The sequence below is a fragment of the Haloferax sp. AS1 genome, from assembly GCF_014530665.1.
Taxonomy (GTDB): domain Archaea; phylum Halobacteriota; class Halobacteria; order Halobacteriales; family Haloferacaceae; genus Haloferax; species Haloferax volcanii.
On record NZ_SPSA01000001.1, the window covers coordinates 1,538,783 to 1,562,131 of the forward strand.

The window sequence follows — 23,349 nt, forward strand, 5'->3', positions numbered from 1 at the left end:
TGAAAAGTCCGTCTCTCGTATCGCGGCGAGCGCGAACGGGGTCAAACCGGGGGTTTCGCCCGGATTCGACCGCCGGCGTCGGGTCCCTCGGCGACCCGACCGTCCACCTGTGGTTAGTTGTCCTCGTCGTCCTCGTCGAAGTCCGCGTCGGCGTCGACGAAGTCCTCGGGGTCCGCACCGCCGGGGCCGCCCGCCGCGCCCGCACCAGCGCCAGCGCCGCCGGGACCGCCGGCCTGCGCCTGCGCCTGCTGTTGGTACATGCGCTTGCCGATTTCCTGCAGTTCCTTCGAGAGCTCCTCGGTCACGTCTTCGAGTTCGTCCGTGGAGGCGTCGTCGTCTTCGAGCACCGCTTCCACGTCCTCGACGGCGGCCTCGATGTCGGCGCGGAGTTCGTCGTCGACGTTCTCCTCGTTCTCTTCGAGGAGCGTCTCCGCGCGCTGGACCGCGCCCTCGGCCTCGTTGCGGGCCTCGACGGCGCGGCGGCGCTCTTTGTCCTCTTCGGCGTGCTGTTCGGCCTCCTGTTGCATGCGGTCGATTTCGTCGTCGGAGAGCCCCGCGCCGCCCTCGATGGTGATGGACTCGGCGTTGCCGGAGCCTTTGTCCTCGGCGGAGACGTTGACGATGCCGTTCTCGTCGATGTTGAAGCCGACTTCGATCTGCGGCGTGCCCGCGGGGGCCGGCGGGATGCCGGAGAGCGTGAACTCGCCGAGGAGTTCGTTGTCCTCGGCCATCTCGCGTTCGCCCTGGAAGACGCGGACCTGCACCGTGGTCTGGTTGTCGGCCGCGGTGGTGAATATCTTCGACTCCTCGGTCGGAATCGTCGTGTTCTTCTCGATGAGGCGCTCGAACAGGCCGCCTTTGACCTCGATACCGAGCGACAGCGGCGTCACGTCGAGGAGGACGATGTCGTCGACCTCGCCGCCGAGGACGCCGCCCTGAATGGCCGCGCCGAGCGCGACGGCCTCGTCGGGGTTGACGGACTTCTTCGGCTCGGAGCCGAGCAGTTCTTCGACCTTGTCGCGGACCTGCGGCATCCGGGTGGAGCCGCCGACGAGGATGACGTCGTCGATGTCGCCTTTGTCGTAGCCGGCGTCTTCGAGCGCCTGCTCGGTCGGCTCGACCGTGCGGTCGATGAGGTCAGCGGTGAGCGACTCGAACTTCGCGCGGGTCAGGTCGTATTCGAGGTGGACCGGTCCGGAGTCCGTCGCCGTGATAAAGGGGAGGTTGATGGTCGTCTCCTTGCGCGAGGAGAGTTCGATTTTGGCTTCCTCGGCCGCGTCCTTGAGACGCTGGAGCGCCTGTCGGTCCTCGCGGAGGTCGATGCCGTGGTCGTTTTCGAACTCGGTGGCGAGCCACTCGATGATGGCTTCGTCCCAGTCGTCGCCGCCGAGGTCGTTGTCCCCGTTGGTGGCGACCACTTCGTAGACGCCGCCGCCGAGGTCGAGGACGGACACGTCGAAGGTGCCGCCGCCGAGGTCGTAGACGAGCACGGTCTGGTTCGACTCGTCGTCGAGGCCGTAGGCCATCGACGCGGCGGTCGGCTCGTTGACGATGCGCTCGACGTCGAGACCCGCGATTTCGCCGGCGTCCTTCGTCGCCTGCCGCTGTTTGTCGTTGAAGTACGCGGGGACGGTGATGACGGCCTTCTGGAGTTCGTCGCCGAGGTAGTCCTCGGCGTCGCGCTTGATTTTCTGGAGAATCATCGCCGAAATCTGCTCCGGCGTGTACTCCTCACCCTCGATATCGACGGTGTAGCCGTCCTCACCCATGTGGCGCTTGATGGACCGAATCGTGCGCTCCGGGTTCTGGATGGCCTGGTTCTTCGCCGGCTTGCCGACCAACCGCTCACCGTCGTCGGTGAACGCGACGACGGAGGGGGTGGTTCGGTCGCCTTCTGCGTTCACGATAATCTCCGGGTCGCCGCCCTCCATCACCGCGAACGCGCTGTTCGTGGTGCCGAGGTCGATACCCAGAATCTTGTTGCTCGCCATCTTGCCCGCAAATACCGTCTTTTGCCGGTTAAAGGTTACTAGATACTGCGACACACGGCGTGCACCGAGGTCGACGCCGTCTTGCGATTTTCTATTCTCGCGTCGAAAAGAGGTCGGTCGATTTATGTAGAACCGCCGACCGCGTCGCGGCGACGCTCCGAGCGTGGTCGCCCGGCGGCGACCCGGCACCCGACCGACCGTGCGACCTCGTTGCTCGTCAGTCCGTCGGCTGCGGGCGTTCGGTTCCGTCGGCCGAGTCGGCCGCGTCAGCGCCGTTCGCCCGGAGCGACGACGCGTCGGCCCCGTCAAGGGCGTCGAGCACCGTGGAAAGCGTCCGTTCGCGGCCCTCGCTGGCGAAGAACTCGTGACCGCCGTCGTACGGGACGAGGTTCGACGCCGGCGTCCGGTCGCCGATTGCGCGAACGTCCACGACCCGGTCCGAAAGCGAGGCGAACACCACGTCGTCGGGGCGGAACGGCGGCAGCGACGCCTGCGCGCCACGAATCATGCGGAGAAAGGCGGGCGAGGCGTTAGCCGGGACGTCGGCCAGTTCGGCGGCGAGTTTCAGTTCGCCGAGGTCCTCGCGGGAGATGCCGGACGGGACGATAGGTTTGGTCGTCGGCAGCCGACTGACGAGGGGAAACAGGAGGGCGGCGAGCCCCGAGACGGCCGTTCCCCACCACGGGCTCAGAAAGACGTTCCGAACCGCGAGGTCGAGGTGGGCGGCGACGAGGCCGCCGGTGCTGTGGCTGAGCACGAGGTCGATGTCGCGGTCGACCGCGTACGCCCGCACCGGACTCACGTACTGGCGCTCGAACTCCCAGCCGTTCGTCGGCAGTTCGACGGCGTGGACGTGGTAGCCCTCGTAGGTGAGGCGGTCGAGGAGCCACTCGACGCTCCGGTGACCCGGCTCGTTGCCCCACCCGAGGACGAAAAGCAGGTCGTCGTCGCCGGGGTCGCCGTGTTGGGTGACGCGCACGGTCGGCCGCCGCCGACGGGAACGAAGTCGCATGGCGTAGTGATAGCGAGGTGAGAACAAAAGTCCTCGCCGGGTCGGGGAGGCGAGACCGCTCCCGGCGACGGCGAGCGCCCGGTCGACGGCGCGCTATTCGCCCTTACTGACCGTGATTTGCGCGGCGCGGATGACCTTGTCGGCCATCTCGTAGCCGGGCTGGAACACGTCGGCGACGGTGTCCGCCGGCTGGTCGCTGTCGACGCGCATCATCACTTCGTGGCGGTTCGGGTCCACGTCGGTCCCCGGTTCGGGGTCGATGATTTCGACGTTCTCGTCTTCGAGGATGCGGTCGAACTCCTTGAGCGTCGATTCGAGGCCGCCGCGGATGTCGGCGTCCTCGTCCTGGTCGAGCGCGCGAACGAGGTTGTCGCGGACGGTGACGACGCGCTCGACGAAGTCCTCGGTGGCGCGGTCTTTGATTTGGGACTGCCGCTTCTTCGCGCGCTTCTTGTAGTTCTGGAAGTCGGCCTGCGTCCGCTTGAGACGCGACTGGAGTTCCTCGGCCGTCGCTTCCGCCTCGTCGCGCTCGGCTTCGAGGTCGTCGACGCGGGCTTCGAGCGCCGCGACCTCGGCCGCGAGGTCGTCGTCGTACTCGGCGACGCGGTCAGCGACGGTCGGCCCGTCGCCCGTCGCGCCGGATTCCTCGGCCGCCGACTCGGCGCTCGACGCCTCGCCGTCGGCGTCCGTCGCCGCGTCTTCGGCCGTCTGCGCCGCTGCGTCGGATGCCGCGTCAGTCTCGGCGTCTGCGTTCGCGTCCGTGACCGACTCGGCAGGGTCGTCGCTCATGGGCGGGAGAAGTGTCCGACGCGGCTTAAACGTGTAGACTGCGGGTCGGCCGAAACGCTTCTCAGGGCGGAACCGTCGCGCGGGCCGAGACTCCCCGCGACCGACGGCCAGCGCCGTCCACTCCGCTTACTGGTACATCCCGAGCGGTCGCGCCTGCGTGCTCTCCTCGTCGGACTGCTGCATCCGCCGGGCCAACTGCTCTTTGGCCTGCCGTATCTCGGTGGCGCTGTTCACGAGGTCGTCCACGGGCACCTCGATACCGACGAGCGGTTCGATGCCGTGTTTGATGACGACGCGGGCCGCCTCGGGGTCGGGGAACTGCGGGTCCGACTCGACGACCAACGCGAGCGCCGGCCGGCCGACCGAGACGGCGTTGCTCAGGAGCGCGCCCGTCGGCCCCGAGACGAGGCCGGTCTCCGTCGGACTGTCGATATCGGCGGCTTCGAGCCGCGGCGCCGCGCCGTCGGTGCCGACGCCGTAGAGCGCGGGCACGTCCTCGGACTTCTCTCGGGCGATGCCCGAGAGGAACACGGGGAGCACGTCGAGTTCCTCGAACCACGGGCCGAGGCAGGTGGCGAGTTCGGTCGCCGCCTCGGGCCGGATGGGGATGTCGCTCTGGAGGACGAGCAGGTCCCGCTCCGCGTCGGCGTAGAGCCTGACCGGCGGGTGCAACGCCGGGTCGTCCTCCATGTAGACCGCGACCTTCGGGACGCCCTCGCAGAACACGTCGGCGTAGTGGGTCATGTCGAACTCCGAGACCAGGTGGTCGGCCGCGATTTTGCCGACCAATCCCACGCCCGGCAGCCCTTCGACCAGCGTCGGCGACTCCAGTTCGTCGGTGAGTTCCTCCGCGAGGACGCGAATGCGTGCCATACGTGAACATGGTCGCCGGGGCGAGGTAAATCCGACGGGCGACTGTGCGGTCATCGCCTGCCGGCCTCGCCCCGGCGCGATTGCTTCGGCGGTGGCGTCTCCCGGCGACGACGCCTGCGACCCCGCCGGCGACTCCGAAACCGACAAGCGCGCCCGCGCGGAATCGAGTGTCATGAACCCGCTCCAGCGGTACGCGCCGCTCGTGGACGACGAGGAGGCCTTTTTCGCGGCCTGCGAGCGGCCGCTTCCCTCCGTCGTCCGCGTCAACACCATCAAGACGACGGTGGCGCGCGCCCGCGAGGCGCTCGACGACGAGGGCGTCGCCTACGAACCGACCGACTGGCATCCCGGCATCCTCAAGCTCGAAGACAGCAGTCCGGGGACGAACTGGCCGTACTTCCACGGCTGGCTCCACGGCCAAGAGGAGGTGTCGGCGCTCCCGGCTATCGCCCTCGACCCGCAGCCGGGCGAGCGCGTCTGGGACACCTGCGCCGCGCCGGGGTCGAAGACGACCCAGATAGCCGCCATGATGGACGACGAGGGCGTCCTCGTCGGCAACGACAACAACCTCGGGCGGCTGTCGGCGCTCCGCCACAACGCCGAGCGCCTCGGCGTGACGAACCTCGTCGTGTCGAATCAGGACGCCCGCAACTTCTCGATGAAGCCCTACGGGGAGCGAACCCCCGAGAGGGACGCGTCGTTCGAGCAGTTCGACCGCGTCCTCGTCGACGCGCCGTGTTCCTGCGAGGGCACCTGCCGGAAGAACCCCGACGTGCTCGACGAGTGGACGATGAACCACGTCAAGAGCGTCGCCGGCATCCAGAAGGGCATCCTCCGGCGGGCCGTGCAGGTGACGAAAGCCGGCGGCACCGTCGTCTACTCCACCTGTACCTTCGCGCCCGAGGAGAACGAGGCCATCCTCGACTTCGTCCTCGAACGTGAGGACTGCGAGGTCGTCGAGTGGGACGTGCCCGACGGCTTCGAGACCGCGCCCGGCATCACCGAGTGGGAGGGCGACGAGTACGACCCGTCGGTGACCAAGGCTCGCCGCGTCTACCCGCACCACAACGACACGGGCGGCTTCTTCACCGCCAAACTGGAGGTGACCGCATGAGCGACGACACCGCCCCCGACGAGAACTGGGGCCAGCAGTTCGACCGCCTGCCGCCGACGGCCGACGACCGCGTCGTCGAGGGGCGGCCCTCCCGCGAGGAGGTCGTCGACTGGTGGGACGAGCGGTTCGGCGTCGACCCCGCGGTCTTCGACGGGTACACGTTCTGGGAGAAGGGCGCGGGCAAGATTTGGGCGTTCCACGGCGAGGTCGTCGACCCCATCGAAGTCGAGGGGCTCGGGATGCGCATCCTGCGGACCCGCCAGCGCCACTGGAAGCCCTCGACCAACGCGGTCCAGCGCTTCTGCGGCGACGCGACGAAGAACGTCATCGAACTGAGTCCGAGCGAGGCGCAGGCGTTCGTCGACGGCCACGACCAACAGCTCGACCGGTGGGAGGGCGACTGGGGCTACCTCACCGCCGCCCACGAAATCGCCGGCGAACTCGAACCCCTCGGCGTCGGTCTCTACCTCCACGGGGAACTCCGCTCGACCGTCCCCAAGGGTCGGCAGGAAGACCTCGTCAAACCGGAATAGCCGGCAGCGACCGGGTCGCGGTGCTGCGCCCCGCTACTTCTCTCTGACCGCCCCGCCGGTCAGTCCCTCCCACTCGACCCGGTAGCCGAGCCACGAGAGGACCGCGCTCGCGTCGTCGAGGCCGCGGTCGGCGAGGGCGGACTCGGCCGCCGACAGCGACATTCCAGCCTCGATTTCCCCGGCGACCGCGTCGAGGACGGCGGGCCGAACTAGCGTCCGCCCGACGAGTTCGTGTTCCGGGAAGGCCACGTCGTCGAGCGCGTCGACCGAGACGCCGCGGGCGGCCGCGAGGGCAGACAGCGTCACCACGTCGTCGTCGGGCGCGAGTTCGGCGGGGAGCGACGACGCCGCGTCGGCGACGAGGTCGGACTCGTAGTCGCGCAGCACGTCAACCACGTCCTTCACGCGCACGGAGCCTGCGTAGGGGACGGCGCGGTGGTCGCGGGCGGCGATGTCCTCGCCGACGCCGAGCGACTCGTCCACGGCGACGACGAGTTCCACGTCCTCCACGTCGGCGAGTTGGCCCAGTTTCTTTTCGACGTACTCGGGCGTCCAAAAGCCCATAATCTCGAAGAAGACGCGGAAGTCGGCGTGCGCGTAGTCGAACGCGAAGTCCGGAATCATCACGCTCGTCCCCGTTTCGAGGGGTTCCGGCTCCCGGACGAGCGACCAGTCGAGGTCGAGGCCGCGGAAGCGGGCGGCGAAGTCGGCCTCCACGCCGCTGTCGAAGCCGGGTTCGGCCATCGGCTCGACGCCCGGAACCGACACGTCGTCGCTCGTGAGCGTCATCTCGCGCTCGGTCCCGCGGTCGTCGATAGTCGCCGCGAGTCGCCAGTCGCCGGCGGTGGCGACCGACCGGAGCAGGCGGGCGAAGGCGGTCCCGTACCGCCGGGTTCGCTGAAAGAGCGCGTCGGGGCCGGTGACGACGACCTCGCGGCCGGCGTCGGTCTTCCGAATCTCGTACATCAGGCGGAGGCGCTTGACCGCCGAGACGACGGCCTTCGGGTCGGAGCTTCGGACCCGGACCTCGGTCGCGTCGAACAGGGCGGTCTGGGCGAGCGAGAGGTTGTACTGCGCGAGCAGTTCGTCGGGCGTCCACCGCGGGTCGAACTCGGAGAGCACCTGTTCGACCTCGCGGTCGGCCGTGAGCGACTCGTCGACCGCCGCCGGCGACGACCCGAGCGAGGACGCCGCGCGGTCGAGCGCCGCGGCCCGTTCCTCCTCGGTCGCCACGCCGCCGACGCTCATCGCGGCCTCGAACGCGGCGCGTCGGGCGCGGACCGGCGGCAGGGGAGCCGCCGTCTCGAACACCGCCTCGCGGTCGAGGAGCGACGCGAACCCGCGGGCGAGTTTGAAGTCGTCGGCCTCGGCTTCGAGGTCGGCGAGGGCGTCGTCGAGGGGGGCCCGCGCGTCGCCGACGTGTCGCCGGAAGACGCCGATGGCCTTCGCGGCCAGCGGGCGGTCGCCCCGGTCAGCGAACTGCGGGTGGTAGCCGCCGCCCGCCCGCGACACCCGAAGCAGGTCCTTCGTCAGCACGCTCGCAACGAGGGGGTCGCGGGACAAAAGCGACTCGGGCGGCGGGGAGACGCGCGCGCGACGGTGAGTGAGACGCGACCGACGACGCGGACGGCAAGGTTCATTGCGTCCGCGGCGGACGCCACCGTATGGAGCGACGACGCCTCCTCGGACTGGTCGCGGTCGGCCTGTCGTCGGGTTGTCTGGGGTCGCTACCGGGCGCGACGGGGCCGCGAAACCCACCGGCGGCGCCGGCGGGCAACCCCCGGGACACGCCCGAGGTCTCCCCGGTCCGCATCGAAGATATCGACTACGAGGCGACCGACGACGGCCGTCTCCGGGTCTTCGGGTCGGTTCTCAACGACGGCGGGGCCGAGCGACTCACCACGGTCGAAGTCCGGGTCAGCGTCGGCGGCGAACGCACGACGCAGTCGCGGGAACTCACCGTGCCGGCCGGCGGGACCGCCGACTTCGAAATCGAGTTCGACGTCGAATACGACGCCTTCTCCGACGACGGCGACCTGAACGTCTCGCTGGTCTGAGAGGGGTTTCCGCGTCACCGACGCCGGGCCGCCACCCGTTCTTCCGCCGTCTCGACGCTCACGAGTTCGTAGAGCGTCGCGGTCGAGCCGTCGGTCTTCGGCCGGAGGATACGGCCGAGTCGCTGGGTGAACTCGCGTTCCGACCCCGACCCCGAAAGCAGGATGCCGACGTTGGCGTCGGGCACGTCCACGCCCTCGTCGAGCACGTTGGCCGCGACGACGGTGTCGTAGGTCCCGTCGCGGAAGCGGTCGAGGATTTCGCGGCGCTCTTTCGTCCCGGTCTCGTTGGTTATCGGCGGGACGAGGAAGCGCCGCGAGATGCGGTAGACGAGGTCGGTCGAGGCGGTGAAGACGATGACGCGGTCCTCGCGGTGCCGCGCGAGCAACCGAGCCAGTTTGTCCACCTTCGCCTCGGAGTTCATCATCACGTCGCGGGCGCGCTGCTTGGCGAGCAGTGCCTCCCGCGCCCGCGGGTCGTTGCCCGACCGCATCACGAGCTTCTGGTAGTCGCTTCCCGACTGCATCGACAGCCCCGAGGTGCGCAGGTAGTTCACGAACGTCTCCTGTGCCTCGTCGTACGTCTCGCGCTCGTCGGCCGTCAGTTCGACCTCGATGCGACGGACCTCGTAATCAGCGAGGTGGTCGCCCGCCAAATCGTCCACGTCGAGGCGGTACACCCGCGGGCCGACGAGTTCCTCGACGCGCTCGTGCGCGCCGTCCGGTCGCTCGAACGTCGCCGTCAGGCCGAGGCGGGCGGGCGCGGCGAGGAACCGCGGGATGTCCCGGTATCCCTCGCCGCCGAGGTGGTGCACCTCGTCGAAGACGACGAGGCCGAAGTCGCCGCCCACGTCGTCGGCGCGGAGGTACGCCGAGTCGTACGTCGAGACCGTGATGGACTCCTGCGTCTGTTCGCCGCCGCCGAACCGCCCGACCGGCACGTCGAACTCGGTTTCGAGTTCGCGTATCCACTGGTCCTGTAAATCGATGGTCGGCACGACGACGAGCGTCGGCACGGAGCGGGCGACCATCGCGGCGACCGCCAGCACAGTCTTGCCCGCGCCGGTCGGGAGTTCCACGACGCCCGCTGCGTCTGCATCGAGCCACGCGTCGAGGGCGGCGCGCTGGTAGTCGCGGAGGTCGTAGGTCGTCGAAAGCGAGAGCGGAGAGTCGAGGGCGGCCGCGACCCGGTCGTCGGAGTCGACGCCGGCCGCGTCGAGCGCGTCCCGAACCGCGGCGTACCGAATCGCAGGGGCGCGATAGCCGCCGCTTCGGGGGTCGGCTTCGACGCTCGGTACGTCGGCGAGGGCGGCCCGAACGTCGGAGTCGTCGCCCGCAGCGCTGTCGCCGTCAGTGCCGATGTGGACGGTTCCGTCCTCGAATCGGAGGGTCGTCACTACCGGCGCGTTGGCGGGGCGCGGTGATAAATCGACGGTCCCGCGGTGGACACGCGGGCCGAGCCGGGCGGGAGTGTCGCGGGGTTCCGCCCCGCCGCCCGCCGCCCGCGGGCCGAAGGTTCAAATCCGATGACGGGGCTACGGACGTGTATGAGCGACGACCTCGACGACGCGGTCGCACAGTTCCTCAGCGACTACAACAGCGCGATGAAGGAGTACGAGAAGGGCTACGTCGACGCCGACGCGACGCTGTCGGTCATCGACGCGCACATCGACGAATTGCGAGCGGCGCGGGAGTAGTTCAGTACCACAGCGAATCATCGCTACACCCGGTCCCTTTGAGTTTAATCTCCGCGTCCGTGGAGATGACGATGTACATGCTGGGTGTTGGTGAGTCGTACCCGGAACAGTCGGGCAGGTACGTGAACTCTCGGTCGCCGATATTGTGGCTCAGGGCTTCGATGCGGACGATGTACGGCCGAGCGGGAGCAACCGCCGGAAAGTTCAGTCTCGGAACGTCCCCGTCCTCGGGTTGCGCCTCGATGTCGATATACTCCATCCACGCGAGTCCTTCGCTCCACTCGTCGGCACCGCGGCGAACGAGTTGCACGGTCACGGAGTGCGGTTGGTCGTGGAAGTTCATCACCGAGAGCGACAGCTTCGGCCTGTGTTCCTGATACACCGCGTTTCCGACGAGGCCGATGCCACCGAGTCCGGCAACTGCGCCAGCGACCATCTGTCGTCTAGACATCATAAACTGGGCTACCGAACCGGGGGCGAAAAACTTACTCCCCGATGAGCCCGCGAATCCGCTCGACGTACGCCGCGAACTCGCTTTCGGTCCGCTCGCGCGGGCGGTCGATATCGACCGAGACGATTTCGCGGACGCGACCGGGGTTGGCGGCCATGACGACCACGCGGTCTGCGAGCGTGACCGCCTCCTCCACGTCGTGGGTGACAAAGAGCACCGTCTTGTCCGTCTCCGCCCAGATGTCGAGCAGTTCGCCGTGGAGCATGTCGCGGGTCTGCGCGTCGACCGCGCCGAACGGCTCGTCCATGAGGAGCAGTTCGGGGTCGACCGCGAGCGCGCGGGCGATGCCGACGCGCTGTTTCATCCCGCCGGACAGCTCTTTGGGATAGGCGTCGGCGAAGCCGTCGAGGCCGACGAGTTCGAGCATCTCCGTCACGCGCTCCGAGCGCGCCGGCTCCTCGACGCCCTGTTCTTCGAGCCCGAAGGCGACGTTCTCGCTGACGGTCCGCCACGGGAACAGCCCGTACTCTTGGAACACCATCCCGCGGTCGGTTCCGGGGCCGGTGACGGGCGAGCCGTCGAGGGTGACCGCGCCCGAGGTGGCGTCTTCGAGACCGGCGATGATGCGGAACAGCGTCGTCTTGCCGCACCCCGAGGGGCCGACGATACAGACGAACTCGCCGTCCTCGACGGCGAACTCCACGTCCGACAGCGCCTCGACCGTCCGCCGGTCGGACGCGTAGGTCTTGCCGAGCGAGTCGACGCTGACCGTCGCGGCCTCGTCGGAGTCGGCCGCGGTTGCGCTCGTGTCCCCGGCCGCACCCGCATCCGCGTTCGCGTCGTCGCTCATGCTCTCCACTCCAGCACCCGCCGTTCGACCCGGCGGAACAGGCCGTCGCTCACGAGGAAGACGATGCTGATAACGAGCATGTAGGCGACCGACACGTCCATCGCGAGGTTCTGCGCCGTGTTGAGAATCTCGTAGCCGACGCCGACGCCGACGATGAGTTCGGCCGCGACGACGATCATCCAACACTGGCCGATGCTCGTCCGGATGCCGGTCATGATGGAGGGGCTGGCCGCCGGGATGACGACCTTCCGAATCATCGTCCAGTCGTCGTCGACGCCGAGGGTCGCCGCGACCTCCTTGAGGTCCTCGGAGACGCCCTCGACGCCGCCGTAGGCGCTGTAAAAGTTAATCCAGAAGGAGCCGATGGCCACGATGAACGTCGCGCCTTGGTGGTTGACGCCGAGCCAGATGACTGCGAACCCAATCCACGCCAGCGGCGGAATCGGCCGGAGCAGGCGCGTGACCGGCGTGAAGACGCTGTCGACGCGGGTGTTCCAGCCCATGGCGATGCCCGCGAAGACGCCGAGCGAGGTCCCGATGAGCAGGCCCGGCACGTAGTGGTAGAGACTCTGGACTAATTTGACGAGGAGCCGCGTCGCCGGGAGTTCCGCGCCGGTGAAGGGAATCGAAAGCGACGCCGGCGCGGTGAGTTCGACGACGAACGCCGCGAGCACCTCGACGGGCGAGGGGAGGAGGTACGTCGGCTGGAACAGCGCGGCGACGTGCCAGACGGCGAGAAAGCCCGCGAAGCCGGCGACCGCGAGCCCCGTCCGTTCCGAGGAGAACCCCGCGAGCCGGTCGAGCAGTCGCTCGTCCGCCTCGGTCTCCGAGAGGGCGACGCCGCTGCCGACTTCGTCGTTGCTCATAGCGAGTCGTAGATACCGTAGTCGAACATCTCGTCGACGGTCAACTGCGCCTCCGTCTTCCCGAGCGTCTGGGCGTAGTCGGCGAATATTTCAGCGCCGCCTTCGATGTCGTGGGGGTCTGTGATGAAGTCCGAGGCGGGCGAATCGAGCGCCGCGCGGGCGGTCTCGACCGGGAGCGCGCTCTCCCCGATGACCGTGCTCGCGTGCTGGGCGGCCGTGTCGGGGTCGTCGTCGACGAAGTTCGTCGCCTGCCGGTGGAGTTCGACGAACTCCGTGGCGAGGTCGCGGTTGTCCTGCCGGAGGCGGTCGTGCATGAGCGTGACCGCCGCGGGCTGGCCGGGCATGAAGTCGCCCGCCCACGCGATGGACTGGAACGGCGCGTCGTTGGCGTCGATGACCGTCGGCACGGGCTCCATGATGCTCGTGCCGTCGACGTTGTTCGAGAGGAGCGCCTGCTGGACCGCGGCCGCGCCGCCGAGGCCCTTGATGTTCACGTCCTCCTCGGGGTCGAGCCCGAGCGTGTTCTGAACCCAGTAGCGGAGCAGGATGTCCGGGACCGACCCCGGCGGGAACGTGCCGAACGTGAACTTACGACCCTTCTCCGCCTCGAACTCCGCGAAGGCGTCCGAGCCGTGTTCCTCCCACAGCGCGGCGAACTCGTCGGTGGCGAGAATCTGCATCGCGTTCTTGATGTTCGCGGCGGTAATCTTCGCGGGGATGCCCTTGTCCATGACGATCATCGCCGGGACGATGCCGAACATCATCACGTCGAAGTCGCCCGTCGCGGACGCCTGGACGATGCTCGGGCCGTCGGAGAACTTCTTGCCCGAGACCGGGACCGAAAGCTGGTCGAACAGTCCCTCTTCTTCCAGCACGAAGTACTGCATATCCGGGTAGATGGGCATGTAGGCGACGTTGAGTTCGTCCAGCCCGCTTCCGCCGGACCCGCCGAGACAACCCGCGAGGCCGGCGGTCGCTGCGAGGCCGGACCCTTGCAGGAATCGTCTACGGCTAATCGACGTCGAACGTGGTGCCTCTGTCATTGCCCTCGTTACGAATCAGCGCCTTATTCGGGGCGCGTACCCGGTAACGATAGACGCGGTAGATGACGCATTGAAACCGAGTTATTCCCGTTCTACGACCGTATTCGAGGTTTGAACGGTCGGTTTCTCTGAACTGTTGACTCCGAGATAGCGGCATGAATGGCCGCTAAACACCGCCAGTCACGTCACCGAGCCGATTGGTCGACCGCGGCCGTGCGTGGGAAGAACTATCCCGAACGGCGACACCGGATAGGATATGACGCAGTTCTCCGACCGGGTGGAGCGCATCTCCATCAGCGGCATTCGCAAGGTGTTCGAGGCGGCTGGCGAAGACGCTATCAACCTCGGGCTGGGTCAGCCCGACTTCCCGGCCCCGGACCACGCCCGGCAGGCGGCCGTCGAGGCCATCGAAGCCGGCGAGGCCGACGGCTACACCGGGAACAAGGGCCTCCCGAGCCTGCGCGAGGCCATCGCCGAGAAGCACCGCCGCGACCAGGGCGTCGACCTCGACCCCGACGACGTCATCGCAACGGCGGGCGGGAGCGAGGCGCTCCACATCGCCATCGAGGCGCACGTGAACGAGGGCGACGAGGTCATCATCCCCGACCCCGGCTTCGTCTCCTACGACGCGCTCACGAAACTCGCCGGCGGCGAACCGGTGCCGGTCCCGCTCCGCGACGACCTGACGCTCGACCCCGCGGCGGTCGAAGACGCCATCACCGAGGACACCGCGGCGTTCGTCGTCAACAGCCCCGGCAATCCGACGGGCGCGGTGTCGCCGCCCGACGACATCGCGGAGTTCGCCCGCATCGCCGACGAACACGACGTGCTCTGCATCTCCGACGAGGTGTACGAGTACACCGTCTTCGAAGGCGAACACCGCTCGCCAATCGAGTTCGCCGAGACGGACAACGTCGTCGTCGTCAACTCGGCCTCGAAGCTGTTTTCGATGACCGGCTGGCGACTCGGCTGGGTGTACGGCTCCACCCGCCGGGTCGAACGGATGCTCCGCGTCCACCAGTACGTGCAGGCGTGCGCCTCCGCGCCGGCGCAGTTCGCGGCCGAGGCCGCGCTCAGCGGCCCGCAGGACCGCATCGAGGAGATGACCGAAACGTTCCGCGAGCGCCGCGACCTCGTCGTCGAGGGACTGGAGGACATCGGCCTCACCGTCCCGTCGCCGGGCGGCGCGTTCTACGTCATGCCCGAGGTGCCCGAGGGCTTCGTCGACGAGTGCATCGACCGCGGCGTGATTATCGTGCCGGGCGAGGCGTTCGGTGAACACGGCCACGGCTACGCCCGACTGTCGTACGCGACCGACACCGAGTCGCTCCGCGAGGCCATCGAGATAATGGGCGAGGCGTACGACGCGGTCGTCTGAGCCCGCAACACGCCCGCAGTCGGTCGATTCGTTGCCCGAACTACGACAACTCACGGCATCCGATACGTCTTATTCTCGGCGTTCGAGTTGAAAACCCTTAAATTTGGGAGCCAGTGACGAAACGTTTGTCATGCCCGCAGAGACGCATGGAGTCATCAGCCTGCTGCCGGCGCTCTTCGCAATCGTGCTGACGCTGGCCAGTCGGCAGGTGCTCCTCTCACTGTTCACCGGCATCTGGATCGGTGCGACCATCCTGGTGGGATGGAACCCAATCGGCGGGGCGGCGTACTCCCTCCAGTTGGTCATCAACAACGTGACCGAGTCGTTCAACAGCAAACTCCTCCTGTTTACCTTCCTTTCGGGCGCGATGCTCGGGATGATATTCCTCTCGGGCGGGATGAACGCGCTCGCACAGCGCATCATCGCCCGCATCAAGACCCGTAAACAGGCCGCGCTGGGGACGAGCGTCCTCGGGATGCTCATCTTCGTCGACTCCTACGCGAGCACGATGATTACGGGCTCGGTGATGCGGCCCATCACCGACAAGTTCGACATCAGCCGCGAGAAGCTCGCGTACCTGCTCGACTCGACCACCTCGCCCGTGGTGAGCGTCGCCGTCGTCTCGACGTGGGTCGGCTTCGAGGTCGGTCTCATCCGCGAGCAGTTCGCCTCGCTCGGCATCGACCAGAGCGCCTTCGTGGTGTTCCTCCAGAGCATCCCGTTCCGCTTTTACAGCCTGCTCGCGGTCGCCCTCGTGTTCATCCTCGTCGTGATGGACTGGGACTTCGGGCCGATGCAACGCGCCGAGCGCCGCGCGAAAGAGGAGGGGAAGGTCCTCGGCGACGACGCCGACCCCCTCATCGAGACGCGCGAGGAGGACATCGTCACGCCCGACTACGTCGATTCGCGCTGGTGGTACTTCGCCGCACCCATCGTCACGCTCGTCGCCGTTACCGGCTTCGGCCTGCTGTACTCCGGCGGCTGGCCCGGGCAGGTACCCGTCGAGGCGCTGAAGGACGCGGCCACCGCCGACGCCATCCTCTGGGGCGTCTTCTCGGCGTGCGCGCTGCTGCTCGCCATCCTCGTCGGCCACGCCCGCGTCGAACTCGAAGCCGTCAGCGACGCCATCTTCGAGGGCTTCAAGATGGTCATGTTCCCCGTGGCCGTCCTCTCGCTGGCGTGGACCATCGGGAGCGTCAGCGAGGCGCTCGGCGTGGGTCCGTTCGTCGTCAGCGTCGCCCAGGGCGTCATCACGCCCGAACTCCTGCCCGCGGTCGTCTTCCTCGCCGCGGCCATCATCTCGTTCTCCATCGGCACGTCGTGGGGGACGATGGGAATCATGTTCCCCGTCGCGGTGCCGCTTGCCTACCAGCTCGGCGCGCCGCTCCCCGGTGCCATCGGCGCGATTCTCACCGGCTCGCTGTTCGGTGACCACTGTTCGCCAATCAGCGACACGACGGTCCTCTCGTCGATGTTCGCCGGCGCGGACCACGTCGACCACGTGAACACGCAGATTCCGTACGCGCTGCTCAGCGGGACTGTCGCCACGGGACTGTTCCTTGCGGACGGCTACGGCGTAAGCTCGCTCACAGTCTCCGGCTACGGCGTCGGACCGCTCGCGCTCCTCGGCGTCGGCGTCCTCATTCTCTTCGTCGCCGCCTACTACCTCTCCCAACACGCCGACGTGAGCGTCCCGAACGCGTTCGGGTCGTCGTCCGACTAACCCCGACCGACCGCGATTTTTCATCGACTGACGAACCCCGCGACCAGCACCGTCGCGTACGCCAAGAGCAACAGCCCCCCGAAGAGCCCCGCGGCTTCGAGGCCCATGTTCGGGTAGACGACCGAGAACAGCGCCGTCGAGACCGCGTCGACGAGCATCCCGGGAACGACGAGCAGCACCGCGGCCTCCCGCCGCGCGCCACTGGACAGCCCGCGCCACCGGAAGATTCCGACCGCGAGCGCCCACATCGCGGGGACCGTCAGCGCGAACACCGCGGCCGTGACCAGCGGCCGGGAGGGCACCAACACGAGTTGGCCGACGACGCGAAAGACGAGACCGGCGACGAGGGCAATCGCCAGCCCGACGCCGAGAAGCACCCGCGTCTCCGACAGTGGGAGCCGACGAGCGCCGGCCTCGGAGACTTGTGGACTGATTGTCATGCCTCTCGTACGCGGGCAACGCGTATCAGCGTTCGTGCCGGCCACAGGATATTATGTCATCCCGGTATAACGATTGGTCGAATGTCAGTTCTCTCGACCGCCGACGAAGGAAAGTTCCTCATGGACGAGGAGGCCGAACAGATCGGAATCGTGACCGAAGTCGACACGGACGCCCAAATCGCGTACGTCGAACCCGACCCCGACATCGCCGAGGCAGTCCTGCAGGGCCTCGGCTTCGGTGACGCCGACGGCGACGACATCGAGGTGCCGGCCGAGTCGGTCGAAACGGTCACCGACTCGGAGCTTCGCGTCGCCAAGGACCTCTGAGCCCCGCCTGCGACGAATCGCTGTTTTCCGCCGCAAATCACGACGCGTGAGTCGCACGACAGTCGACCTTGCGGCGCGATTCCGCTTTCTGTGTTCGTCCTCTCTCGGAGAATGTGAGCGGACTAATTCTGTATAGCGAATTTTGGTTTACGTGTGGCGTGGCGGACGGATTCCTGACCAATCGAAAGCAACGAGAACGCGCGGAAAAGACGAACTTCTGACAGCTACTTCGCCGTCGAGACGATTTTGATGACGTCGCCCTCTTCGAGTTCGTGGTCCTCGGCGATGCGGCGTTTCGCTCGCGCGTCGACCGCGTGGAGGTAGCCGTCACCGATGTCCGAGTGGACCGCGTACGCGAGGTCCCGCGGCGTCGACCCCCGCGGGAGGAGGAAGGCGTCGGGGAGGACGTTGCCCGTACCGTCGGTCCATTTCGACTCGTTTTGGACCGGGTAGACCGTGATGCGGTCGAGCACGTCGTAAACGGCGGTGTCGATGGCTTCCTGCGTGCCGGTGCCGCCGTGGTCGTCCATCAGGTCGCGGATGCGTTCGAGGCCCTGCTCCTGTGCGCCGCTCACGTCGCCGACGAGTTCGAAGTCGTCGTCGCCGGGGTGGTAGTCGATGATGCCCGCCTCGCGGGCCCGCCGGAGCGCGAGTTCGCCGTCCGCGGTCGCGGCGATGACGGGCTTTCCGGTCTCGGCGAGTCGGTCGAGGTTCTCCGGCGGTGCGACGTCGACCTTGTTGGCAACGAGGACGATGGGCTTGGTCCGCTGGCGAATCGCGCGGGCGAGTTCGACGCGGTCCGCGTCGTCCCAGTCTCGTGGGTTCGGCGAGTAGTCGAGCTGTCGCAGGACCGCGGCGATGTCGTACTCGCTCGCGCCGACGCCCGTCAGGAGGTCCGAAAGCGCGTCGTCCATGTCGAAGTCGGGCGACCGCGACTTGCGAACCACGGACTCCCAGTTCTTGTGGACGATGCCCGCGAGCCACTGTTCGAGTTCCTCCTCGATGAAGTCGACCTCCTCGACGGGGTCGAAACTCCCCACCTCGACGGGTTCGCCCTCGGCGTTCGTCCCCCCGGAAGCGTCGACGACGTTGACGATGGCGTCGGCGTTCGTCAGCTCGTCGAGGAACTGGTTGCCGAGGCCGCGACCCTCGTGCGCGCCGGGGACGAGCCCCGCCACGTCCACGAGTTCGACGGCGACGTAGCGGATGCCGTCCTCGCAGTTGCCGCAGCGCTCGTCGCGGTCGAGACAGGGACAGCGGGTGCGAGCGTGCGTGACGCCGCGGTTCGCGTCGATAGTCGTGAAGGGGTAGTTCGCCACGTCGACCTCGGCGAGCGTCGAGGCCGTGTAGAACGTCGATTTGCCGGCGTTCGGCTTGCCGGCTAACGCGAGAGAGAGCATGGGTCGACGATGGTCGCGGACGCGGAAAAACGCTCGCGTGTGCGGAAGCGGGAGCGACGACGGAGCGGCGGGCGAGACGAGGTCAGTCCGTCAGTCGCCTGAACGCGGCGCGGCTGGCGAGCACCACCCCGCTCCCGAGAATCGCGAGGAGGCCGCCGAAGACGACGAGGTACGGGACGGCGTAGGCGACGGCGACGACGAGCGCCCGGAGGGCGACGAACGCGCCGTTGACCGACTCGGAGAACGCCTGTAAGACCGGCGTGTCGTACCACTGCGCCGGGCCGGGCGGTCGTTCGGACAGCGAGACCCGGACGGTCGAGAGGGCGACGCGGTCTTCGAGCGACTGCTTCTGGGCTTCGAGTCGCTCGATTTCGGTCTGGACGTCCGTCAGGCGCTCTTCGACCGCGAGCACGTCCTCGGTCGTGTTGGCCGACTCGTAGAGGTCGCGCAGGCGGTCGCGCTGGGCGCGGAGATTGCTCAGTCGCGCTTCGATGTCGACCAGTTGGTCGGTCACGTCTTCGGAGTTCGTCTCGACGCGCTCGACCTCACCGAGGGCCTTCATATCGGTCATGAACGCCGAGAAGTCCTCGGAGGGGACGCGCACGACGAGTTGGCCCGAGCGGTAGGTGCCGCCGCTCCGGCGGTTGACGTACTCGTTGGAGTCGCTGACGTAGCCGCCGTAGGATTCGGCGGTCGATTCGACCGCGTCGCGCGACTCGTTGAACTCGTCGACGGTCAGTTCTATCCGGCCGTTCTTGATGACCGCCCGCCGCTGGGCCTGCGGGAGGTCGTCGCCGCCCGTCTGTTCGGCCTCGGCGGAACCGGACGCGTCGGCGGTGAACGAGACGCTCTCCGCACCGCCGGCGCTACCGGCACCGCCGTCCGCCGCGCCGCCGGAACAGCCGGCGAGGACGACGAGGAGGGCGACCGAGAGAAGTTTCAGTCGGTTGTCCATAGACGACACTCTCGACGTGAAGGATTAATCGTTGGGTAAGCACAAACGGCGACTGTTGCTATCGCGGCGCGCGGGTGGTCGCGGTCGCTCGGTCGGGCGGGCGGTCGGACGCGACGCCGACTACTCGGCCTCGCGTGGGAGGTTGTCGCGGTGGATACGCATCTCGCCGCGGGCGCGCATCGTGCCGTCGACGTGCGCGCCGGCTTCGAGCACGAGGTCGTTGCAGGACACGTCGCCGAGGACGCGCGCGCCCTCGTGGATGCGAACCTCGCCGTTTCGGGTGGTCACGTCGCCGTGGATGCGCGTCCCGCTCCCGACGACGATATCGTCGCGGGCGCGGAGGCTCCCGAAGACGTTGTTGTCCTCTGTGAGGTCGATGGACTTCGCGCGGATGTTGCCGTGAATCCGGCAGTCCGAACCGACGTGCGCGGGCGTCGAGACGCGCCACGCGTCGTCGGAGACGGTGGCGTTCCGTGGAATCACGAGCGGGTCGTGCGGCGACTCGCCCGCGAGGGTCTCTGCGAGTTCGTCGGCCGCCTCGTCCTCACCGAGTCGGAGGAGTTGCGAGAGGACGATAAAGTAGAACACGAGCGTCGGAATCGGGTTGCGGATGACGATCCAGCCGTTGGCCTCGAACCCCTCTTCGATATCGACGTCGTCCCCGATGTCGAGGTCGCCAGAGACCATCAGGCGGCCGGCGATGTGGACGCGCTCACCGAGGTAGGCGTCGTTGCCGACGAGGACGTTGCCGGCCACGTCGTCGAGCATGTCGAGTCGGCAGTCGGCCTCGGCCTCGATGTCGCCGCCGAAGGTGACGCGCTCGCCCGCGAGGACGTTCCGCCCGCGGACGCCGAACTCGACGGTGCTCTGCCCGCCGACGACGACGTCGCCGTCGGTGACGAGGTCGTGTTCCTCGACCGTCGTCCCGTCGGGGATTTCGAGCGCATCGAGCGGGTCCGTACCCAGTGACACGCTCCGAACCAACACCCGTGCCGTAATAAACCGTCCGCAAGACAACCGTCAGACACGACGGGGCAGTCGGTTTCCCGGTGACGACGTGTATTTAACTACTCGCGGGAAACAACGAGAGGTATGACGATTCTCTCTTTCGACGACGACGGCGTAGACGTGGTCTACGAGGGAACGGAGTTCCGCCTCGAAAAGGCCCTCATCGAGGAGGCAATCGGGAAATCCTACCCCGACGTGACCGACCACGAGGTGCTGAAAATCGTCGAGAAGCAACCCGCGCTCTCCGGCGAACCCCGGCGCGTCCGCGACATCCTGAACTCGTCGTAATCGCCGCCCGAAACAACGACCGAATCCCTCGTTTTCCCCGCGTATCGCCCTCGAATCACGCGCGCTCGCCGCGCGACCGACTCCCTCAGACTCTTCAGAACCCGCAGCCCCGGCCGCCCGGTCAGGACCCGTGTATCTCCGTCTCCGGGTTGAAGTCGGCCCACGCGAACCAGAACATCGGCGAGCGGTCGTTCGCGCGCGTCAGGACCGCGCCCTCGTGGGGGCCGTCGAGCGCGCGGCCGGTGAGGAGGTCCCACCGCGAGCCGGCGGCGACGAGCACCGACCCGTCGCGGTCGAACTCGACGGTCTCGCCGTCGACCCGGCGGACGTAGGCGACGAGACTCCCCTCGGCGGAGGTTGCCACGACGACCGGCAGGTCGCCCACCGTGTCGTTGACGACGCCCGCGCGTTCGACCGCGTCGAGCGGGTAGGCGCGGGCGACCCCGTCGGCGGCGACGCCGACGACCGACGCTTTCGGATGGAGTCGGTCGTCCGCCGCGTCGTTGAAGCCGATACCGATGTCGCTGGACTGCTGATAGCTCGTGTAGGGGTTCACGTCGTACCGGCGGGTCTGCCGTCCGCGAATCGTCCCCGAGACGGGCGGCGGGACCAACACCTCGGTCTCCGGGTGTGCCGCCCGCCACTCGCCCCACGTGGAGATAGTCGAAGGGAGGAGCGACAGCGTCTCGCCGGTCAACTCCCCGCGAATCGCGGTCGCGAGCACCTGGCTCCACAGCGAGTTCGTCCGGTCGTCGTACATCACGAGGTCGGACATCCACAGCAGGCCCGAGACGCCGAAGTACGTCGGTTCGCCGCCGGCGAGCCTGTCGGCGACGACGGCGCTCCCGCACAGCGGGCAGTAGGTCACGACCGCGGGCCGGCCGTCGAACTCGTCGTTGACGATTTCGTGCCAGTTCAGGACGGCGAGCGGGTAGGCGCGGGCGACGCCGTCGAGTCCGACGCCGACCACCTCGTCGCCGTCGTCGAGCGTCGCGTCCACCTCGTCGAACCCGGTCCAGTCGTCTGCGAAGACGGGGGCGGTGATGGCCGGAATGGCGTCTCTCGGCGCGCCTCGACGCAGTTCGCCCTCGGGGACCGGAAGCTCGAACGGTCCCGAGTAGTCGCCCGCGGCGGCGTCGGTCGAGTCGGCGGGGGCGGCGGACTCGGCGGACTCGGGCGCGTCGTCGGCTCTCGCGGCATCGTCGTCCGCGACGGGTGGCTCGCTCCCGAGACAGCCGGCGATGGCAGCGCCGACGCCGAGCGCGAGGAAGCGACGGCGGTTCGTGGTCGAAGCCATGCCGGATATTCGGCCGAGCCACGTATGAGCGATGTGCGGTATGGTATCGAAGCGCACGACCGTCGGGAGCCACGTCGGTTCGGAGTCAGAACGGCGGAGAAACCGAACGAACCGCCCGGTCAGAGTCGGAGCCGTTCTTCCAGGCAGACTTTGACGATGGATTTCCCGATGGCCGCGCCGCCGGCGAAGGGGTCGAGTTTCGTCTCGCCGGCGCGCTCGCGGTAGGGGATGGGAACCTCGGCGATGTTGTAGCCGCGCATCGCGGGGCGGATGAGGAGTTCGGCCGACAGTCCGGTGTTCTCCGTCCACTCGATGTCGTGGAGGAGTTCGCGGCGGTACGCCCGCATGCCGGTGGTCGTGTCGTGGACGGTCGCGCCCATGAGGAAGCTGGCGAGGCGGGCGAACGCGATGTTGCCCGCGCGGTTGAGTCGGGGCATCGTCTCCGCGCCCTTCGTGATTCGGTCGCCGGAGACCACGTCGTAGCCGTCGTTGATGAGGTCGAGGAACTTCGGCAGATACTCCATCGGATAAGTGTCGTCGCAGTCCGTGGTGACGACGACCGGGCGGTCGGGCGCGAGCACCGCGGCCTCGACCGCGACGCCGTACCCCTGCGGCTCCTGTTCGATGACGCGCGCACCCATCTTCCGGGCGATTTCGGGCGTCCGGTCGTCCGAGCCGTCCACGCAGACGACTTCGGCGCGCCCGTCGGTAATCCGGTCGATGTCGGCCAACACGGACCCGATGGCCTGCTCTTCGTTGTACGTCCCCATCACGACCGCGAGGTCGTCGAAGGTGTACTCAGTCATTGGACGGGGTTATTGACGGCCGCTCTTGAACTTTTAGGTTTACCAAAACCGAGGAGAGGGACGCGAGCGCCGGAGTTAGCTCAGTCCGCGGCTGTCGGGTTGGTCTTCCAGCTCTTTCGCGTGGTCGACGAGGTAGTCCATGAGGCGGGTCGCCGACGCCTCCACGTCGTCGAGTTCGTCGCTGGACTGCCCGCTGACGCGGACAGAGAGTTCGTAGAGGTCGAGTTCGACGTGCGGGACGGTCTCGTCGCCGTTTCCGTTACCGTTGTCGCGCTCGTCGGTGCCGCCGTCCGCCGCTTCGACGGTCGCGTCGGCGTCGACTGGCTCGTCGCCGTCGGTCGCCTCGGTTGCCTCGGTCGCGTCGTCGGACGACGGGGTCGAATCGGCGGAGTCGTCCGCCTCGGGGTCGGCGTCGGGGTCGTCGGTCATGTGCGGCGCGTCGCTTCGGGGGATG

At 67.9% G+C, this 23,349-nt stretch carries 25 protein-coding genes; 8 read left to right on the forward strand and 17 right to left on the reverse strand.

Annotated features, from left to right (window positions below):
* Nucleotides 1–113 precede the first annotated feature (113 nt).
* From dnaK to E4P24_RS08245, 4 genes are all read right to left on the reverse strand, one after another.
* On the reverse strand, nt 114–1,991 hold the full coding sequence (gene dnaK / locus E4P24_RS08230) for a molecular chaperone DnaK (protein ID WP_115802633.1): 1,878 nt from the start codon (nt 1,989–1,991) through the stop codon (nt 114–116).
* 217 nt (nt 1,992–2,208) lie between these two features.
* Nucleotides 2,209–2,970, reverse strand: coding sequence for an alpha/beta hydrolase (locus E4P24_RS08235; RefSeq protein ID WP_188148666.1), 762 nt, complete (start codon nt 2,968–2,970; stop codon nt 2,209–2,211).
* 126 nt (nt 2,971–3,096) lie between these two features.
* Nucleotides 3,097–3,792 carry a nucleotide exchange factor GrpE gene (locus tag E4P24_RS08240; RefSeq protein ID WP_004041484.1) on the reverse strand — a complete coding sequence of 232 codons (696 nt, stop codon included), beginning with the start codon at nt 3,790–3,792 and terminating at the stop codon, nt 3,097–3,099.
* 126 nt (nt 3,793–3,918) lie between these two features.
* Entirely contained in the window at nt 3,919–4,665 is a 747-nt protein-coding gene (locus E4P24_RS08245; RefSeq protein ID WP_163489137.1) for a proteasome assembly chaperone family protein, read from the reverse strand.
* A gap of 172 nt (nt 4,666–4,837) precedes the next feature.
* Here E4P24_RS08245 and E4P24_RS08250 point away from each other — a divergent pair, with 172 nt between their 5' ends.
* Nucleotides 4,838–5,779: an RsmB/NOP family class I SAM-dependent RNA methyltransferase gene (locus E4P24_RS08250; RefSeq protein ID WP_004970655.1), complete on the forward strand. Its 942-nt coding sequence runs from the start codon at nt 4,838–4,840 to the stop codon at nt 5,777–5,779.
* The gene (locus tag E4P24_RS08255; RefSeq protein ID WP_004041487.1) at nt 5,776–6,312 is read left to right on the forward strand and encodes a hypothetical protein; all 537 of its coding nucleotides are present in this window, start codon (nt 5,776–5,778) and stop codon (nt 6,310–6,312) included. Before E4P24_RS08250 ends, E4P24_RS08255 begins: the two co-directional genes overlap by 4 nt.
* Nucleotides 6,313–6,345: 33 nt before the next feature.
* On the opposite strand, the gene E4P24_RS08260 is transcribed toward E4P24_RS08255, so the two are convergent.
* Nucleotides 6,346–7,848: a DUF790 family protein gene (locus tag E4P24_RS08260; RefSeq protein WP_188148343.1), complete on the reverse strand. Its 1,503-nt coding sequence runs from the start codon at nt 7,846–7,848 to the stop codon at nt 6,346–6,348.
* Between the two features lie 128 nt (nt 7,849–7,976).
* Here E4P24_RS08260 and E4P24_RS08265 point away from each other — a divergent pair, with 128 nt between their 5' ends.
* Nucleotides 7,977–8,369 (forward strand): transcriptional initiation protein Tat, encoded by a 393-nt coding sequence (locus tag E4P24_RS08265; RefSeq protein ID WP_115859820.1) that lies wholly within the window; start codon nt 7,977–7,979, stop codon nt 8,367–8,369.
* A 14-nt stretch (nt 8,370–8,383) separates the two neighbouring features.
* Here E4P24_RS08265 and E4P24_RS08270 read toward each other — a convergent pair whose 3' ends face one another.
* Entirely contained in the window at nt 8,384–9,763 is a 1,380-nt protein-coding gene (locus E4P24_RS08270; protein ID WP_004063216.1) for a DEAD/DEAH box helicase family protein, read from the reverse strand.
* 150 nt (nt 9,764–9,913) lie between these two features.
* Between E4P24_RS08270 and E4P24_RS08275 the strand changes: the two genes are divergently transcribed.
* On the forward strand, nt 9,914–10,063 hold the full coding sequence (locus E4P24_RS08275) for a hypothetical protein (protein ID WP_004041491.1): 150 nt from the start codon (nt 9,914–9,916) through the stop codon (nt 10,061–10,063).
* Between the two features lies 1 nt (nt 10,064).
* On the opposite strand, the gene E4P24_RS08280 is transcribed toward E4P24_RS08275, so the two are convergent.
* The 4 genes from E4P24_RS08280 to E4P24_RS08295 are packed head-to-tail and all read right to left on the reverse strand — an operon-like array spanning nt 10,065 to nt 13,273.
* Nucleotides 10,065–10,514: a hypothetical protein gene (locus E4P24_RS08280; RefSeq protein WP_223173903.1), complete on the reverse strand. Its 450-nt coding sequence runs from the start codon at nt 10,512–10,514 to the stop codon at nt 10,065–10,067.
* A gap of 34 nt (nt 10,515–10,548) precedes the next feature.
* Nucleotides 10,549–11,373, reverse strand: a complete 825-nt coding sequence (locus tag E4P24_RS08285) for an ABC transporter ATP-binding protein (protein ID WP_006600251.1) — start codon at nt 11,371–11,373, stop codon at nt 10,549–10,551.
* Nucleotides 11,361–12,230 (reverse strand): ABC transporter permease, encoded by an 870-nt coding sequence (locus E4P24_RS08290; RefSeq protein ID WP_004063212.1) that lies wholly within the window; start codon nt 12,228–12,230, stop codon nt 11,361–11,363. Before E4P24_RS08290 ends, E4P24_RS08285 begins: the two co-directional genes overlap by 13 nt.
* Nucleotides 12,227–13,273 carry an ABC transporter substrate-binding protein gene (locus E4P24_RS08295; RefSeq protein WP_115891240.1) on the reverse strand — a complete coding sequence of 349 codons (1,047 nt, stop codon included), beginning with the start codon at nt 13,271–13,273 and terminating at the stop codon, nt 12,227–12,229. The genes E4P24_RS08290 and E4P24_RS08295 overlap by 4 nt, the downstream gene beginning before the upstream one ends.
* A 256-nt stretch (nt 13,274–13,529) precedes the next feature.
* Here E4P24_RS08295 and E4P24_RS08300 point away from each other — a divergent pair, with 256 nt between their 5' ends.
* Both E4P24_RS08300 and E4P24_RS08305 read left to right on the forward strand, forming a co-directional pair.
* Nucleotides 13,530–14,651 carry a pyridoxal phosphate-dependent aminotransferase gene (locus tag E4P24_RS08300; protein ID WP_115802641.1) on the forward strand — a complete coding sequence of 374 codons (1,122 nt, stop codon included), beginning with the start codon at nt 13,530–13,532 and terminating at the stop codon, nt 14,649–14,651.
* A 130-nt stretch (nt 14,652–14,781) separates the two neighbouring features.
* On the forward strand, nt 14,782–16,374 hold the full coding sequence (locus tag E4P24_RS08305; RefSeq protein WP_188148344.1) for a Na+/H+ antiporter NhaC family protein: 1,593 nt from the start codon (nt 14,782–14,784) through the stop codon (nt 16,372–16,374).
* A gap of 20 nt (nt 16,375–16,394) precedes the next feature.
* On the opposite strand, the gene E4P24_RS08310 is transcribed toward E4P24_RS08305, so the two are convergent.
* Nucleotides 16,395–16,814: a DUF5367 family protein gene (locus E4P24_RS08310; protein WP_013035489.1), complete on the reverse strand. Its 420-nt coding sequence runs from the start codon at nt 16,812–16,814 to the stop codon at nt 16,395–16,397.
* An 81-nt stretch (nt 16,815–16,895) separates the two neighbouring features.
* Here E4P24_RS08310 and E4P24_RS08315 point away from each other — a divergent pair, with 81 nt between their 5' ends.
* Nucleotides 16,896–17,141 (forward strand): hypothetical protein, encoded by a 246-nt coding sequence (locus tag E4P24_RS08315; RefSeq protein ID WP_004041499.1) that lies wholly within the window; start codon nt 16,896–16,898, stop codon nt 17,139–17,141.
* A 224-nt stretch (nt 17,142–17,365) separates the two neighbouring features.
* Here E4P24_RS08315 and E4P24_RS08320 read toward each other — a convergent pair whose 3' ends face one another.
* The 3 genes from E4P24_RS08320 to E4P24_RS08330 form a co-directional block, all read right to left on the reverse strand.
* On the reverse strand, nt 17,366–18,541 hold the full coding sequence (locus E4P24_RS08320; protein WP_115859818.1) for a redox-regulated ATPase YchF: 1,176 nt from the start codon (nt 18,539–18,541) through the stop codon (nt 17,366–17,368).
* Between the two features lie 82 nt (nt 18,542–18,623).
* Nucleotides 18,624–19,496, reverse strand: coding sequence for a DUF4349 domain-containing protein (locus tag E4P24_RS08325; protein ID WP_188148345.1), 873 nt, complete (start codon nt 19,494–19,496; stop codon nt 18,624–18,626).
* 120 nt (nt 19,497–19,616) lie between these two features.
* A complete protein-coding gene (locus E4P24_RS08330; protein ID WP_115859814.1) occupies nt 19,617–20,468 on the reverse strand; it encodes a polymer-forming cytoskeletal protein in 852 nt (283 codons plus the stop codon).
* A gap of 120 nt (nt 20,469–20,588) precedes the next feature.
* Between E4P24_RS08330 and E4P24_RS08335 the strand changes: the two genes are divergently transcribed.
* On the forward strand, nt 20,589–20,792 hold the full coding sequence (locus tag E4P24_RS08335) for a DUF5800 family protein (RefSeq protein ID WP_004041503.1): 204 nt from the start codon (nt 20,589–20,591) through the stop codon (nt 20,790–20,792).
* Between the two features lie 121 nt (nt 20,793–20,913).
* On the opposite strand, the gene E4P24_RS08340 is transcribed toward E4P24_RS08335, so the two are convergent.
* From E4P24_RS08340 to E4P24_RS08350, 3 genes are all read right to left on the reverse strand, one after another.
* The gene (locus tag E4P24_RS08340; RefSeq protein ID WP_188148346.1) at nt 20,914–22,089 is read right to left on the reverse strand and encodes a DUF3179 domain-containing protein; all 1,176 of its coding nucleotides are present in this window, start codon (nt 22,087–22,089) and stop codon (nt 20,914–20,916) included.
* A gap of 119 nt (nt 22,090–22,208) precedes the next feature.
* Entirely contained in the window at nt 22,209–22,895 is a 687-nt protein-coding gene (locus tag E4P24_RS08345) for a dolichyl-phosphate hexose transferase (RefSeq protein ID WP_004041505.1), read from the reverse strand.
* Nucleotides 22,896–22,970: 75 nt separating this feature from the next.
* On the reverse strand, nt 22,971–23,324 hold the full coding sequence (locus E4P24_RS08350) for a hypothetical protein (RefSeq protein ID WP_004041506.1): 354 nt from the start codon (nt 23,322–23,324) through the stop codon (nt 22,971–22,973).
* Nucleotides 23,325–23,349 lie beyond the last annotated feature (25 nt).